This is a genomic window from Streptococcus orisratti DSM 15617, from assembly GCF_000380105.1.
Taxonomy (GTDB): Bacteria; Bacillota; Bacilli; order Lactobacillales; family Streptococcaceae; genus Streptococcus; species Streptococcus orisratti.
This window is the reverse complement of record NZ_KB904537.1, coordinates 12,568-28,240: the sequence shown is the minus strand read 5'-3', so window position 1 is coordinate 28,240 and position 15,673 is coordinate 12,568. Positions and strand designations below refer to the sequence as shown.

Genomic DNA, 15,673 nt, shown 5'->3' with positions numbered 1-15,673 from the left:
AACAAATTTGATATCAATCAAGAGGCTGAGCAAAAAGTTCAGCCTCGCTTCTCAAAGTTCGTGTCAATATTTCATCGCAGTGGTTGATTGGGTTTAACAGTCCAGTGGACTGTTAAAGGTTGGAGATAAGGTTTGCGAAGCAAATCTCAGCAATTCGTGTTTCACACTCCAAATCTGACCTCTACGACTGATGCGAACAGAGTTCGCTTCATTTCCAACCTCAAAAGGTTCACTGAACCTTTTGAGCTGTGCGGGGGTGGGAGTAAAATAGTCCAGTGGACTATTTTAGCCCGAACCTAGATGTTTGGAAGTGAGGAGAACTCTTTTTTAGACTTATTGAGTTCTTTCCTACTCCCTTGTTATTATGCGACTTTAGTCCGTCTTGCTCTGAAGGTGTGAGATAAACACCCACCCACTATACGGGTGCGCATCAACCGTTATACAAAAAATCTCCAAACTCAGTATAATAAAGGTGTTCAAACCACCCGTTTGACGGGTGGTTTTGATTTTCTCACATCTTTTCGGCTAAATCAAAGCGCTGATTGATTTTTTGCCCTAGCGTCATGAGCTTTCGCAGTGTCTCACTTGGGCAGACGAACATCACATAGCTGTCGCTGTCAATGGCCATGGCTCCCACGCAAAAGCCCAGTTCGGCCCATTTGTCATCCAAGGTGTGACACCAGACAGGAATGCTGTCTTCCTCCTTGAACCAGTCAGTCTCTAAACTGAGTTGGTATCTGTCTGCCAGAATTTTGATTGACATCAGGAAGTCTGGTAACTCTGCCTGCCAATCTAGCTCAATGATTTGCTCTCCTGCCAAAAGTTCATCTGTCAATCCCAGCCAGACGATGGTGGCTTCACTATCCTGACTGCCAATGCCGCGCTCGTCATAGCGCTCAGCGTATTTATCCAAGTAGCGCTGTGGAGATGCGAAACACAGTTCTAAGTTAGAAAGAATAGTCGGGTCTTTTGTGAGCAACTCTGCTATTTTCCTATAGATCTCTTGGTCAATTCTCTTTGAACTTGCCGCCTCCTGAGGTTTCTTTTTCCAAAAATCAAATAGTCCCATGGTTATCCTCCTAGAGCTCGCCTTTTATAATCAAACCTAATCACCTGCTTGGTCGCATCCACATACGCGTGCACGCCGAAAGGTACGATGGCCCTTGGTGTCGCGTGACCAACATTGAGGTTGAAAAGGATAGGCAGGTCATCGCCGACAATTTCCAACAGGGCTTCTTTATAGTCGCTAGTATAAGTCTCGTCCATAGGTTTGCCGACCAGAAGACCACTCACGACTTCAAAAATCCCCGTAGCCTTTAAGGCTTGTAGCATTTGTCGGTACAAGGCTGGCGCTGGTTTTTCCTCGCTAGTTTCTAGAAGCAGAATTTTCCCTTCCCAGTCAGATAAGCTAGGAAAGAGCTGGTACTGTTCACAGAGAGTGGTAGTGTCCTCATATCTAGAATTGTCAAAAATATCATAGAGTGACTCCAAGCAGCCGCCCAAAATTTCGCCCTCAAATTGAGCTGCTCCTTGCAGAAGTTCAAAGTCACTATTAGTATGGCTGATGCGCGGTGTTCCCAGAGCCTTCTCACTAAAGTCAGTGCGTTCCTCATACCAGACCTCACTTGGTCTAATTTCTGAAATTTTCCCTATCTCAATCAGCTCTTTAAAGTAGTGCAGGCTGTAAGGCAGCATTTCTGTGTCCAACTCACAAACATCTGCCAGAAAAGATTGACCGTAAAAGGTTTTGACTCCCAGCTTGTGCAACATGAGGTGGTTCATGGTTGTATCTGAAAAACCAAGGAATATTTTTTGCTTGACCGCCTGTTTCAGCTGGTCGTTGTCAAAAAGGTAAGGCAACAAGCGATAAGTGTCATCCCCGCCAATCGCACACAAAATCATGTCAATGCTGTCATCCGCAAAAGCCGCAATCAAATCTTGCGCCCGCGCTTCAGGGTGTTCCTTAACATAGTCTAGCCCCTTTTGTGCATGCGGTAGAAAAGTGATCTCCAATCCCAAGTCCTTCAACCGCTGCACACCCAAGTCCACCTCGTGCTTAACAAACTCCTCACCAATGATACCACTGGATAGACTCACAATCCCAACAGTTTTAATCATAGCAAAACCTCCATTCTTCTAATTGATACAGTTAATAATTTCGAAAATCAAAATCAGACGTCGTTCACTTGATTTGATAAGTGTTAAGTTCCAGTGAATTTTAACCACCTGTCAGCTGAAAGCTAGAGAGTAGCAGGGCTTATTCTATATACTAATGATACGAACTAGGTTTCCCTATCTCCAATTTAACGGTCTCCCCCAGACTGTTGAAATTAGTCTATTTTGATTTTCATTGAGTATAACATAAGGTTAAGAGTTTAGGCAAATGACAATAAAAATGTTTTTTTGCTTGTCTTTTATGACCTCACTTTCTACTTCCTCAACTTCAAGTACAGATTACAGATGCTGTGATGTAAGGATGCAAAATAATTCTAAAGCTAGTAGTAGTTAGATACCCCACTATGGCGACTGCCTTTAGTATTTTTAGCAGTAAAGTTATTGTCACGCCTCGGATTAAAAGACAAGATCATAAGTCTCTAAGTTAAAAATCAAAACGAAAGGACGTTGGTTGCTCAACGTCCTCTCTAGGAGATTTATGAAAAAGAAAAGTTTTTAGGAGTCCTATTGCTAGGATGGTTATAGTATAGCTGAGCTAACTTAACTGAGACTTAACGTTTTCTTATAGAAAACTTAATTGCTTACTCAATAATTAGCATGCCTTCTTTGATGGCAAATGGATTTTTCTCATTGATACGGTCGTAGAACATGATGCCATTGGTATGGTCAATTTCGTGTTGGACAACGATGGAATTGTAGCCTTTAAGTTTGATTTTATGTTTATCACCGTTTTTGTCGAAATATTCAACAGTAACACGGGAATGACGAACGACATACCCTTCGACCAGACGGTCAACGGAGAGGCACCCTTCGCCATCAGCTAGCGCAGCATCTTGCACAGAGTGGGCAACCACTTTAGGATTATACATGACTTCTTGGAGACTATAGGCCTCTTTAGGTGGATTGCCTTCCTCATCTTCAGGGTTTGGTACAAGGACAGCAATAATGCGTTTTGAAATGTCCAGTTGTGGAGCTGCCAAGCCAACACCGCCACGCAATCCCATTTTTTCAGCCATAACAGGATCTTGGGAGTTTTTTAAGAATTGCATCATTTTTTCACCGAGAATGATGTCCTCGTCAGATAAGGGAAAAGTTACATCAGCAGCCACAGCGCGTAATGTTGGGTTTCCTTCCCGAATAATATCATCCATGTCAATTAGATGACTGGGTTTAATCAGTTTACTTTGTACAGACATAATAACCTTCTTTCATTCTATTCATATACCCTAATCATATCACAAATCAGAGTTGAAGGAAAGCAAAGGAATCGTCAGTCTGAGGATAAAATAACAAATGAGTTTGTCGTTATTTTTCGTCTTTTTCTAACTGTAAACGATGTTCGTAAAAAAGAACATGAGTTGTTGTTGTATAAGGTAGAACGTAAAAATTGAGCAAGCCCAGAGTTAGACCAGACAAGATATACCAACCGATAAAGCTGATTTCTAAGCAGAAAAGTTTCCAGCGATATCCTTTCATCAAGCGGTGACTTTCAGCCAAAAGCTTAGCGGCACCAGGATAATTGCCCTCCAATAAATGATCGTAGAGTAGGTAGCCAGCTAGAGTATAGCTATACTGTTTTACAATAACAAGAAAGAGTCCGAGAAGGTAAAGTAGCCCACCCAGAACAATCAAGGCAAGGGAAAAAGAATCCATATGATTAGAATTTAGAACGACTGAATGACTACCCAGCTGGATTAAATAATCTCCCAACCTCCAAGTCAGAGACCACGGAAGAAGATAAAGCCAACGTAGCATTAAGGTGGCCAGCAGTTTCCAGAAAATCTCGCTAGAAAAGGTAAGATTACTGTCGGAAAAACTAACTTGTCGCTGCCTTCCTCGGATGACCTCCAAGACAGTGTAGCCCGCAGACAAGCTAAAGAGGGTCACAAGTAGGCTAATAAGTAAAGGGAAAATGCGGGCACTGACTGAGATGCTAGTTCCTTCTATATTGAGCAAGGTTTCACGTAAAGTCAGATAGATTGAAAAAATTGATAGAAAGCTAGGCAGAAAAAAGAGTGCATACTTGCCAGACAGAATTTTTAACAGGTTTCGAGCTTGTTCACGGAATTGATAAGCGCGCATGTGTTCTCCTTAGTCGAAAATATATAGGAACATTATATCACATTCGGGATAAGCTAATGACATTCAGCATATTTTTTGGTAAAATCAAAAAGGTTAACAACCTGAGATTGGGACAAAAAGTGACAGATAGTTTTTTATGTTGCCCCTCTTAAGGCGGATCAAGAACTCAGGACTGTTTTTCCTGAAGTATAAGGAGTTATATCACAAATGTCAGATTATCCGATTAAGTATCGCTTAATTAAAAAAGAAAAACACACAGGGGCTCGTCTAGGGGAAATCATTACCCCACACGGGACCTTCCCAACACCCATGTTTATGCCTGTGGGGACTCAAGCAACTGTCAAAACACAGTCACCCGAAGAACTCAAAGAAATGGGGTCAGGGATTATTCTATCAAACACTTATCACCTTTGGTTGCGTCCAGGTGATGAGCTCATTGCACGTGCAGGAGGCTTGCACAAATTCATGAATTGGGATCAAGCCATTCTGACAGATAGTGGTGGTTTCCAGGTGTATTCTCTAGCAGATAGCCGCAATATTACCGAAGAAGGGGTGACTTTCAAGAACCATCTTAACGGTGCTAAAATGTTTTTATCACCAGAGAAGGCTATTTCCATTCAAAATAATCTAGGATCAGACATCATGATGTCTTTTGATGAATGTCCACAGTTTTACCAGCCTTATGATTATGTAAAAAAATCTATCGAACGCACTAGTCGCTGGGCTGAACGAGGACTCAGAGCTCACCGTCGTCCGAATGATCAAGGCCTTTTTGGGATTGTGCAGGGAGCTGGTTTTGAAGACTTGCGTCGCCAGTCGGCCCAAGATTTGGTCGGGCTGGATTTTCCAGGTTACTCTATCGGTGGCTTAGCTGTTGGAGAAAGCCACGAGGAAATGAATGCTGTGCTGGATTTCACGGTGCCGATGCTACCAGAAAATAAACCTCGTTATCTTATGGGGGTTGGTGCTCCTGATAGCTTGATTGATGGGGTTATCCGTGGTGTCGATATGTTTGACTGTGTTCTTCCAACACGTATTGCTAGGAATGGGACCTGCATGACTTCACAAGGACGTTTGGTGGTTAAAAATGCCCAATTTGCAGAAGACTTTACCCCACTTGACCACGATTGTGATTGCTACACTTGTCAAAACTACACACGGGCTTACATCCGTCATCTGCTCAAGGCGGACGAAACCTTTGGCCTACGCTTGACTAGCTACCACAATCTGTATTTCTTAGTAAACCTCATGAAAAAAGTTCGGCAAGCCATCTTGGATGACAATTTACTTGAATTTCGTGAAGATTTTGTTGAACGTTATGGCTACAATAGTAACAAACGTAATTTTTAAAATGTGGAGCAGTCGTAGTGTCGGCTGCTTTTCTATATTGGTGATGATGAGGAGAAGATGGTTCAGGCTTATATTTCCTACATTCGTTCTAATACTCAATGAAAATCAAAAGTAGCCTAGGAAACGAAGCCGACGATAGAACTTGAGTTCATCAAGGCAAGTTGACAACGGATAATTTTGATTTTCGAAGAGTATAAGATGGGTCATGACAAGATATTCCTGGTTTTTACAGTAGGCATTTAGTAGATGAAAAAGGACGTGTTTTGTTGCAGAAACGTGCCGATAAGGGAATTTTGGACTTTATTGGTGGTTGTATGGAACTTGGCGGAAGTTCGGGAGATACATTTGTTCGTGAATTTCGTGGGGAGTCTGGGATAGAGATTGAATCTTTATGCCTTCTCAATGTTTATACGAATTTTGAGGATTCCTATCCTAACGGAGATGTTGCTCAAACCATTGGGCTTGCTAATGAAGTCAAAGCTTTGAGAGACTATGATATGAGCTATTTTCACAACGAGGAAACTTTGGAGCTTGGCTATTTTTCAGGAAGAAGTAGCGAAATGACCTGTTGTAAATGCTCAGTATCAGCTCATTTTAGGTGAGCTTTTTGCTCAAAAATTTAGATTGGGGGTGTTAAATGTTAAGAAAAAATTTACTGCAAGCTCTTGTGACCTATCTTTCAGATGGCAAGCATCACTGTATTCGTATTTATGGACATGGGGCTTCTGGAAAATCCAGATTTGCTATGGATTTGTATCATCTCTTGGAGCAAAGTCAGGTTAATCTGTTGGAAACAGATCCTTATATTATCTCAGGGGAATATCGTGATTTGGTAACTGTTAAAGATTGCCCAGACCAGAAGGTGACGGCTTGTCTTCCTTTGGCTCATGAACTTAGTAGCCTGAAACGTGATATTATAGCCTTATCTTCGGGGATGGATATTCTCACCATTGATGAACCTTGGGCACCCAGTCAACGCTTGTCAGGACAAAAACCGATTTTACTAATTGAAGGGATGTCAGCAGCTTTTTTACCAGAGCATTTATTTGATTTGTCTATCTGCTTTTATACAGACGATGAAACTGAGTTGGCACGGCGTTTGGCACGTGATACCAGTATCAGAAAACGTCATCCTGAATGGATTAAAGTAACTCATAAGGCACGTCGAAAGCAGTATGAAAATTACTATAAACCTTATCAGGAAGCAGCTGATCTACTTATTTGCCAGTCAGGCGACGATTTTATCCTTGAAAAGCAGTCTTCACTTCCTGATGAATTAGGAAATTTGTTATAATAAAAACAGAAAAATCAAAAGAAGGTGTTTGCTATGAAATTAACAACATTGGGCTGCTGGGGAGCCTATCCCTATCAAGATGAGGGGACAACTTCCTATCTGCTGACAGGCAAGGATGGCTTTCAGCTTTTGATTGATGCAGGAAGCCGCGCCCTTAATGAACTCGAAAAAGAAATCAGTCCTCTGGAATTGGATGCGGCCATTATTTCCCACTATCATCCCGATCATGTAGCCGACCTTGGTGTCTTGCGTCATTATTTTCAACTTTATCCCAAACATCTCTGGGAGCCTAAGGTTCTGCCGATTTATGGACATGACGAAGATCCTTATGAATTCAGCAAACTGACTCTTGAGGGGGTGTCGCAAGGTCTTGCGTATGATGTCAGTCAAGGTCAGCAGATTGGCCCCTTTGACATCACTTTTGTGAAAACGGTCCACCCAGTGCCCTGTTATGCTTTTCGTATTATTGAGCGTGCGACAGGACAGGTCTTTGTTTTCACAGGTGATACGGGTTATTTTGATGGCTTGGATGAATTTGCCGCAGGCGCTGACCTCTTTTTAGCAGATGTCTATCTTTATGAAGGAAATGAAAATCATATCGCCCACTTAACAAGCAAGGAAGCGGGTCAGATTGCCCGTCAGGCAGGGGTTAAGAGACTAGTTCTGACCCATATGCCGCCAGTACCGCCAGCAGGTATTGCTCCAGACAATCATCTGGAAGTCTTAAGAAGTCAAACGGAAGTTTACTCAGGCGGTATTCCTGTGGAATTGGCTGCCCCCCATAAATCATGGGAAATTGGTGACTGCTGATGGCAGACTTCACTCAGGAAGAAAAAGAATTTTTCATGACAGAAGCTCTGAAAGAAGCTCAAATTTCCCTGCAAAAAGAAGAAATTCCCATAGGTTGTGTTATTGTTAAGGATGGTCAGATTATCGGCCGCGGGCATAATGCGCGTGAGGAACTGAATCAGGCGATTATGCATGCTGAGATCATGGCCATTAATGAAGCTAATGTTGCAGAAGGGAATTGGCGCTTGCTGGATGCGACACTTTTTGTCACCATCGAGCCCTGTGTGATGTGCAGCGGTGCTATTGGATTAGCTCGCATCCCTCAAGTCATTTACGGTGCAGCCAATCAAAAATTTGGTGGAGCGGGCAGTCTCTATGATATCCTCACTGACGAACGGCTTAACCACCGTGTGCTTGTGGAGCAAGGTGTACTTGAAGAAGATTGCGCAGCTATTATGCAAACTTTCTTCCGCCAGAGCCGCAAACGAAAAAAACTGGCCAAACAAGCAGCGCAAGAAGAGTCAATCTCTCCGCTTGCATAATGAGCAAATTGTGTTATAATGTTTTATGGAGCAACGTTCGTGCGTGAAGTGGGTCAGGGGAGGAATCCAGCAGCCCTAAGCGATCTCGAGCGTGTGCTCTTTTTCTTTTTCAGAAAATATGTCACTTATTTCGGAAAATATATGTCATATTTTTTTGCGAATTTTATCTCAAAATCATTGAAAAAAAGCTGATAAAAGGGTATCATAAAAGGGATAGAATTTATGGAGGATATAAAACTCAATGACACATATTAAATTTGATTATTCTAAAGTATTAGGTGAATTTGTAGGTCAACATGAGATTGATTACTTACAAGGGCAAGTGACAGAAGCTGATAAATTACTTCGTGAGGGAACTGGACCTGGTTCTGATTTCTTGGGATGGCTTGAACTTCCTGAAAATTATGACAAAGAAGAGTTTGCACGTATTCAAAAAGCGGCTGCAAAGATCCAGTCTGATAGTGAAGTTCTTGTTGTTATCGGTATTGGTGGTTCTTACCTTGGTGCTCGTGCAGCTATTGATTTCTTGAACAATCACTTTGCAAATCTGCAATCAGCAGACAAGCGTAAAGCACCTCAAATCCTTTATGCAGGTAACTCAATTTCATCAACTTACCTTGCTGACCTTGTTGATTATGTACAAGACAAAGAATTCTCAGTAAACGTGATTTCTAAATCAGGAACAACAACTGAGCCAGCCATTGCTTTCCGCGTGTTTAAAGAACTTTTGGTTAAAAAATATGGCCAAGAAGAAGCAAATAAACGTATCTATGCAACAACTGATAAAGTTAAAGGGGCTGTTAAAGTTGAAGCTGACGCTAATGGTTGGGATACTTTTGTTGTGCCAGATAACGTAGGTGGACGTTTTTCAGTGCTTACTGCAGTAGGTCTTCTTCCAATTGCAGCATCTGGTGCTGATATTACAAAATTGATGGAAGGTGCAAACTCTGCCCGCAAGGAGTTGACTTCAGATAAAATTTCCGAAAATATTGCTTACCAATATGCTGCGGTTCGTAATGTTCTTTACCGTAAAGGTTACATAACTGAAATTTTAGCTAACTATGAACCATCACTTCAATATTTCGGTGAATGGTGGAAACAATTGGCGGGTGAGTCAGAAGGAAAAGACCAAAAAGGTATCTATCCAACTTCTGCTAACTTCTCAACAGATCTCCATTCTCTTGGTCAATTTATCCAAGAAGGATACCGTAATCTTTTCGAAACAGTTGTACGTGTTGAAAAGCCGCGTAAAAATGTGATTATTCCTGAACTTGCTGAAGATCTTGACGGACTTGGTTACCTTCAAGGAAAAGACGTTGACTTTGTTAACAAAAAAGCAACAGACGGTGTGCTTCTAGCACATACAGATGGTGGTGTTCCAAACATGTTTGTAACCCTTCCAGAGCAAGATGAATTTACGCTAGGTTATGTTATCTACTTCTTTGAATTAGCAATTGGTTTATCAGGCTATCTCAATGCTGTTAATCCATTTGACCAACCAGGTGTGGAAGCCTATAAACGTAATATGTTTGCTCTTCTTGGCAAACCAGGTTACGAAGAACTTTCAGCAGAGTTGAATGCACGTCTGTAATAAAATGTAAGGGGCTGGAGTAGACAGCCTCTTCTTTTACTTTTCGAAATTAACCCCAGACCTTGTTGACTTAATGTGATGAGTAAGAGACTTAAAGCGTACTAGCTGAAAATGAAAATAGCAAGGTTCTAGCTACACATTGTCGATATGAGCAATTTTCGGCTATCTCCTAGATGATTGAAGATAGCCTATTTGAGTTTCATTGACTTGTTATTCCCATGACTAGATTATTTTTTATGAAAACAAGCAGAATTCTTGCATTCTGATAAATTTATGTTACAATAATAGTAAATAATACAAGAAAGGGGCGGAGAAGTATCTTCGCCTCTTGTGTGTATTTTATTTAATGACTTGGCAAGAGCATCAAGGGAGAGGTTGATATTGTTGCTGAAGTTGAAGGAGGGGAGAATTATCGCAAAAAATAATATCATTGACATCGTCACAGAGGTGGTAGCACCAGTGATTGAAGCGCCATTTGAGTTGGTTGATGTTGAGTATGAAAAATTGGGTGGAGACTATGTTCTAAGTATTTTAGTGGATAAGCCTGAGGGGATTACTGTAGAAGATACTGTCGTTCTCACAGAACTTATCAGTCCATTGCTAGATACCATCGAGCCTGATCCATTTCCTGAACAGTATATGCTGGAAGTTTCAAGTCCAGGATTAGAGCGCCCTTTAAAAACAAAGGAAGCTTTGGGGAATGCTGTAGGCTCTTATATTAACGTGAGTCTTTATAAGGCTATTGATAAAGTGAAAATTTTTGAAGGTGATTTGAAATCATTTGATGGGAAGACTTTGGCGATTGATTACTTGGATAAGACGCGTCACAAAACAGTCCATATTCCCTATGAAACAGTGGCTAAAGCCCGTATGGCAGTTAAGCTATAAGTTAAGAATTAAATTTTAGGAAAGGAATTGTCCCTAGGACACAACACTATGAGCAAAGAAATGCTAGAAGCCTTCCGTATTTTGGAAGAAGAAAAACACATCAATAAAGACGACATCATTGATGCCGTAAAAGAATCACTAAAATCAGCTTATAAACGTCGCTATGGTCAATCTGAGTCTTGTGCCATTGAGTTCAATGAAAAGACAGGTGATTTTCAAGTTTTCACTGTACGTGAGGTTGTCGAAGAAGTTTTTGATAGCCGCTTGGAAATTAGCCTATCAGATGCCTTGAAAATCAGCTCCGCCTACGAACTTGGTGATAAAATTCGCTTTGAAGAGTCTGTGAGAGAGTTTGGTCGAGTTGCTGCGCAGTCTGCCAAGCAAACTATCATGGAAAAAATGCGCCGTCAAATGCGCGAAGTCACTTATAATGAGTACAAACAACATGAGGGTGAAATCATGACTGGTACGGTAGAACGTTTTGACCAACGTTTTATCTACGTTAACCTTGGTTCTTTAGAAGCGCAGCTTTCTCACCAAGACCAAATTCCTGGTGAAACGTGGAAATCTCATGACCGTATTGAAGTTTATGTGTACAAGGTTGAAAATAATCCTAAAGGGGTCAATGTCTTCGTTAGCCGTAGCCATCCAGAATTTATCAAACGTATCATGGAACAAGAAATTCCAGAAGTTTTCGATGGCACAGTGGAAATCATGAGCGTATCCCGTGAAGCTGGTGATCGTACCAAGGTTGCTGTACGTTCTCACAATCCAAATGTCGATGCTATCGGTACTATCGTTGGACGCGGTGGTTCAAATATCAAGAAAGTTATTAGCAAATTCCATCCAAAACGATATGATGCTAAAGCTGGTGTTGAAGTACCTGTCGAAGAAAACATTGATGTTATTCAATGGGTAGAAGATCCAGCAGAGTTTATCTATAATGCTATTGCTCCTGCGGAAGTTGATATGGTTCTCTTTGATGATGAAGATAGCAGAAGAGCAACTGTTGTTGTTCCTGATAATAAATTATCGCTGGCTATTGGACGTCGTGGACAAAATGTTCGTTTGGCGGCTCACTTAACTGGCTACCGTATTGACATCAAGTCTGCTTCTGAGTACGAGGCACTTGAAACAGAGCGCGAAGCAGCCACGGCTCTTTCACCGGCAGAAGTAGAAGAATCTGTAGTTGATGCTGACTTAGCAGCGGCAGCCGAAGCTTTTGGTACAGAAGCTGAATAATAAAATTAGAAGAAAAGAGGTGTTTCATGGCTAAAACACGTAAAATACCTTTAAGGAAATCAGTTGTTTCGGGAGAAGTGATTGATAAGCGCGACCTTCTTCGTATAGTTAAAAATAAAGAAGGGGAAATTTTCATTGACCCGACTGGCAAGAAAAATGGCCGTGGTGCCTACATTAAGTTGGACAACGATGAAGCTCTTCAGGCAAAGAAAAAGAAAGTATTCAATCGCAGTTTTTCAATGGATGTTCCAGAGGAATTTTATGATGAATTGATTGCTTATGTGGATCACAAAGTTAAAAGAAGAGAGTTAGGTCTTGAATAACCGTGAGAAATTGTCAAATCTAATTGGTCTAGCACAAAGGGCAGGAAAAGTAATCTCTGGTGAAGAATTAGTTATCAAAACTATTCAATCTAGAAAAGCACAACTTATTTTTCTAGCTCATGATGCTGGACCGAATTTGACCAAGAAAATAACTGATAAAAGTAAATATTACAAAGTAGAAGTCTCCACAGTGTTTGATACGCTGGAATTAAGTGCTGCATTAGGGAAACCGCGTAAGGTTATTGCCATTGCAGACACTGGATTTTCAAAGAAAATGAGGACTCTTATGGAATAAACGAATAGGAGGACATCAATTGTCAAAGAAAAGATTACACGAAATTGCTAAAGAAATTGGAAAAACAAGCAAGGAAGTTGTTGAACATGCTCAAGCTCTAGGCCTTCCTGTAAAAAGCCATTCCTCTAGTGTGGAAGAATCTGATGCCAAACGAATTACGGAAAGTTTTGTAACGCAAAAGATTGAAAAAGCTGTGCCTGCTGAGGTTGAAAAGCCTGTAGAAGCACTTAAGGTAAAAGTTGAACCAGTAACTAAAACTACTGCGCCTGTAGAAGTGACAGCACAACCAGTTACGACTTCACAGCCAACATCGGCTGCCAAGCCAAAGCCGCAAAGCCGAAATTTTAAGGCGGAGCGCGAAGCAAAAGCCAAAGCAGAAGCAGAACGCCGTGCTCAAGGAAATAATCGCAACAATGAGCGTAGCACTAAGCGTCAAAATGATCGTCGCAATGAGCATAATCAAAATCGTCAAGATAAGCGTAATCAGAATAATCGCTCGAACGACCGTCAGGGAACTAGTCGCGACCGACAAGTACAAGGACAAAATCGGAACAACGATCGTCGCGATAACCGTCAAAATGACCGCCACGATGCCCGCAATCAAAATCGACCTCAGCAACCAGCTGCACCGCGGATTGATTTTAAGGCACGTGCAGCAGCATTGAAGGCGGAGCAAAATGCGGAATACTCACGTAACAGTGAGGCACGTTTCCGTGAACAAGAAGAAGCCAAGCAACGTGCAGCTCGTGAAGCAGAAGCAGCCAAACAAGCTGCTCTTAAGGCTCAGGAAGCGGAACGTCAAGCTAAATTAGAAGAGCAAGCTAAGGCTGAAGTTGCTAAGAAGGCAGAGTCTAAGAAGAACACTGTTGTTGTTAAAGCTGCGCCAGCCCCTATTCAAGAGGCATCTAAGGCGCAAGATAATCGTCGTAAAAAGGCCCATTCGGATAAATCACGTGATTTTAAACATGAAAATGAAGATGGTCCTAAACAAACAAAAAATAAGAAAAATTGGAATAGTCAAAACCAAGTGAGAAATCAAAAGAATAGTAACTGGAATAACAGCAAGAAAAATAAAAAAGGTAAAAATAATCGCCAAGATAGTGCCAAACCCGTCACAGAACGTAAGTTCCATGAATTACCAAAAGAATTTGAATATACTGAAGGTATGACGGTGGCTGAAATCGCAAAACGTATCAAACGCGAACCAGCTGAAATTGTAAAAAAACTCTTCATGATGGGTGTTATGGCAACACAAAACCAATCGCTTGACGGAGATACCATTGAACTACTTATGGTGGACTATGGTATTGAAGCCAAGAAAAAAGTTGAAGTTGATAATGCTGATATTGAACGTTTCTTCGTTGATGAAGACTACCTCAATCCTGAAAATATGGTTGAGCGTGCGCCGGTTGTAACAATCATGGGACACGTTGACCACGGGAAAACAACCCTTTTGGATACTTTGCGCAATTCGCGTGTAGCAACAGGTGAAGCTGGTGGAATCACTCAGCACATTGGAGCTTATCAAATCATTGAAAATGGTAAGAAGATTACTTTCCTTGACACACCAGGTCACGCGGCCTTTACCTCAATGCGTGCACGTGGTGCTTCAATCACCGATATTACTATCTTGATTGTTGCTGCTGATGACGGTGTCATGCCACAAACGATTGAAGCCATCAATCACTCAAAAGCGGCTGGAGTACCAATCATCGTTGCTATCAACAAGATTGATAAACCAGGTGCTAACCCAGAACGTGTTATCGGTGAATTAGCGGAGCACGGTATCATTTCAACTGCTTGGGGCGGTGACTGTGAGTTTGTTGAAATCTCAGCAAAATTCGGTCAAAACATTGAAGAATTACTTGAAACAGTTCTTTTAGTAGCTGAGATGGAAGAACTTAAAGCTGATCCAACTGTCCGTGCCATTGGTACTGTTATTGAAGCTCGCCTTGATAAAGGTAAAGGTGCAGTGGCAACCCTCCTTGTTCAACAAGGTACCCTTCATGTGCAAGATCCAATTGTTGTCGGAAATACTTTTGGACGTGTTCGTGCTATGGCTAATGACCTCGGTCGTCGCGTGAAATTTGCAGAGCCTTCAACGCCAGTATCTATCACAGGACTGAACGAAGCGCCTATGGCAGGAGATCATTTCGCTGTTTATGAAGACGAAAAAGCTGCTCGTGCGGCTGGTGAAGAACGTGCGAAACGTGCACTCATGAAACAACGTCAAGCTACTCAACGTGTTTCTCTTGAAAATCTTTTTGATACCCTCAAAGCAGGTGAAGTTAAATCTGTTAACGTCATCATCAAAGCCGATGTTCAAGGTTCTGTTGAAGCACTTGCTGCATCACTTCTCAAAATTGATGTTGAAGGTGTAAAAGTTACCGTTGTCCATTCAGCAGTTGGTGCTATCAATGAATCGGACATCACACTTGCGGAAGCTTCGAATGCCGTTGTTATTGGTTTTAACGTCCGTCCTACACCACAGGCACGGACACAAGCAGAAACTGATGGCGTGGAAATTCGTCTCCACTCAATTATCTACAAAGTCATTGAAGAAGTTGAAGATGCCATGAAAGGAATGCTTGATCCAGAATTCGAAGAAAAAATCATTGGTGAAGCTATCATCCGTGAAACTTTCAAGGTATCCAAGGTCGGAACTATTGGTGGATTTATGGTTATCAATGGTAAAATTACGCGGGATTCAAACGCTCGAGTTATCCGTGATGGTGTGGTTATCTTTGATGGTAAACTTGCAAGTTTGAAACACTATAAAGATGATGTTAAGGAAGTCGGAAACGCTCAAGAAGGTGGTCTCATGATTGAAAACTTCAATGATCTTAAAGTTGACGATACTATTGAAGCTTACATCATGGAGGAAATCAAGAGATGATAAAGAAAGGTTCTTAACTCTATTCTTTGTTAATTTTGCTTTGTGTAACACAAGTTATGCTTGCGGATTATTTTCTCGATTAGAGTTACTTACTTCCTTTATTGAAAAGCAATAAAAGCTAGGTCATCTGGCCTAGCTTTTGTTAAAAAGGTAGAAAATGGTTGCAGATTACTGATAGTGTCCGTTTTACAAAGCGTTAGGTAATA

14 protein-coding genes, 1 other RNA gene and 1 pseudogene are annotated in these 15,673 nt (G+C 41.5%); 12 read left to right on the top strand and 4 right to left on the bottom strand.

Annotated elements, in window-relative coordinates; all coding sequences use genetic code 11:
* Window positions 1–511 precede the first annotated feature (511 nt).
* The 4 genes from A3I7_RS0112080 to A3I7_RS0112065 form a co-directional block, all read right to left on the bottom strand.
* Window positions 512–1,069, bottom strand: a complete 558-nt coding sequence (locus A3I7_RS0112080; protein WP_018376992.1) for a DUF6630 family protein — start codon at window positions 1,067–1,069, stop codon at window positions 512–514.
* A 2-nt stretch (window positions 1,070–1,071) separates the two neighbouring features.
* Window positions 1,072–2,118: a S66 family peptidase gene (locus A3I7_RS0112075; protein WP_018376991.1), complete on the bottom strand. Its 1,047-nt coding sequence runs from the start codon at window positions 2,116–2,118 to the stop codon at window positions 1,072–1,074.
* A 638-nt stretch (window positions 2,119–2,756) separates the two neighbouring features.
* Complete coding sequence (gene def, locus A3I7_RS0112070; RefSeq protein WP_018376990.1) at window positions 2,757–3,371, bottom strand: peptide deformylase; 615 nt, start codon at window positions 3,369–3,371, stop codon at window positions 2,757–2,759.
* A gap of 109 nt (window positions 3,372–3,480) precedes the next feature.
* Window positions 3,481–4,257 (bottom strand): DUF975 family protein, encoded by a 777-nt coding sequence (locus tag A3I7_RS0112065; RefSeq protein WP_018376989.1) that lies wholly within the window; start codon window positions 4,255–4,257, stop codon window positions 3,481–3,483.
* Between the two features lie 207 nt (window positions 4,258–4,464).
* Between A3I7_RS0112065 and tgt the strand changes: the two genes are divergently transcribed.
* From tgt to infB, 12 genes and pseudogenes are all read left to right on the top strand, one after another.
* Window positions 4,465–5,607: a tRNA guanosine(34) transglycosylase Tgt gene (gene tgt / locus A3I7_RS0112060; RefSeq protein WP_018376988.1), complete on the top strand. Its 1,143-nt coding sequence runs from the start codon at window positions 4,465–4,467 to the stop codon at window positions 5,605–5,607.
* Window positions 5,608–5,805: 198 nt separating this feature from the next.
* Window positions 5,806–6,237, top strand: a pseudogene (locus A3I7_RS13325) (NUDIX domain-containing protein); the annotation flags it as partial.
* Window positions 6,238–6,244: 7 nt separating this feature from the next.
* On the top strand, window positions 6,245–6,901 hold the full coding sequence (locus A3I7_RS0112050; protein ID WP_018376987.1) for a uridine kinase family protein: 657 nt from the start codon (window positions 6,245–6,247) through the stop codon (window positions 6,899–6,901).
* 33 nt (window positions 6,902–6,934) lie between these two features.
* Complete coding sequence (locus A3I7_RS0112045) at window positions 6,935–7,711, top strand: MBL fold metallo-hydrolase (protein WP_018376986.1); 777 nt, start codon at window positions 6,935–6,937, stop codon at window positions 7,709–7,711.
* Window positions 7,711–8,232, top strand: a complete 522-nt coding sequence (gene tadA / locus A3I7_RS0112040) for a tRNA adenosine(34) deaminase TadA (protein ID WP_018376985.1) — start codon at window positions 7,711–7,713, stop codon at window positions 8,230–8,232. Before A3I7_RS0112045 ends, tadA begins: the two co-directional genes overlap by 1 nt.
* Before the next feature lie 22 nt (window positions 8,233–8,254).
* An RNA gene (gene ffs, locus A3I7_RS13885) (signal recognition particle sRNA small type) lies at window positions 8,255–8,340 on the top strand.
* A gap of 133 nt (window positions 8,341–8,473) precedes the next feature.
* Window positions 8,474–9,823: a glucose-6-phosphate isomerase gene (locus A3I7_RS0112035; RefSeq protein WP_018376984.1), complete on the top strand. Its 1,350-nt coding sequence runs from the start codon at window positions 8,474–8,476 to the stop codon at window positions 9,821–9,823.
* A 408-nt stretch (window positions 9,824–10,231) separates the two neighbouring features.
* The gene (rimP, locus tag A3I7_RS0112030) at window positions 10,232–10,711 is read left to right on the top strand and encodes a ribosome maturation factor RimP (protein WP_026217254.1); all 480 of its coding nucleotides are present in this window, start codon (window positions 10,232–10,234) and stop codon (window positions 10,709–10,711) included.
* 48 nt (window positions 10,712–10,759) lie between these two features.
* A complete protein-coding gene (gene nusA / locus A3I7_RS0112025) occupies window positions 10,760–11,953 on the top strand; it encodes a transcription termination factor NusA (protein WP_018376982.1) in 1,194 nt (397 codons plus the stop codon).
* 26 nt (window positions 11,954–11,979) lie between these two features.
* Window positions 11,980–12,276: an RNase P modulator RnpM gene (rnpM, locus tag A3I7_RS0112020; protein ID WP_018376981.1), complete on the top strand. Its 297-nt coding sequence runs from the start codon at window positions 11,980–11,982 to the stop codon at window positions 12,274–12,276.
* The gene (locus A3I7_RS0112015) at window positions 12,269–12,571 is read left to right on the top strand and encodes a YlxQ-related RNA-binding protein (RefSeq protein WP_018376980.1); all 303 of its coding nucleotides are present in this window, start codon (window positions 12,269–12,271) and stop codon (window positions 12,569–12,571) included. Before rnpM ends, A3I7_RS0112015 begins: the two co-directional genes overlap by 8 nt.
* A gap of 19 nt (window positions 12,572–12,590) precedes the next feature.
* Window positions 12,591–15,467, top strand: a complete 2,877-nt coding sequence (gene infB / locus A3I7_RS0112010; protein WP_018376979.1) for a translation initiation factor IF-2 — start codon at window positions 12,591–12,593, stop codon at window positions 15,465–15,467.
* Window positions 15,468–15,673: the final 206 nt, after the last annotated feature.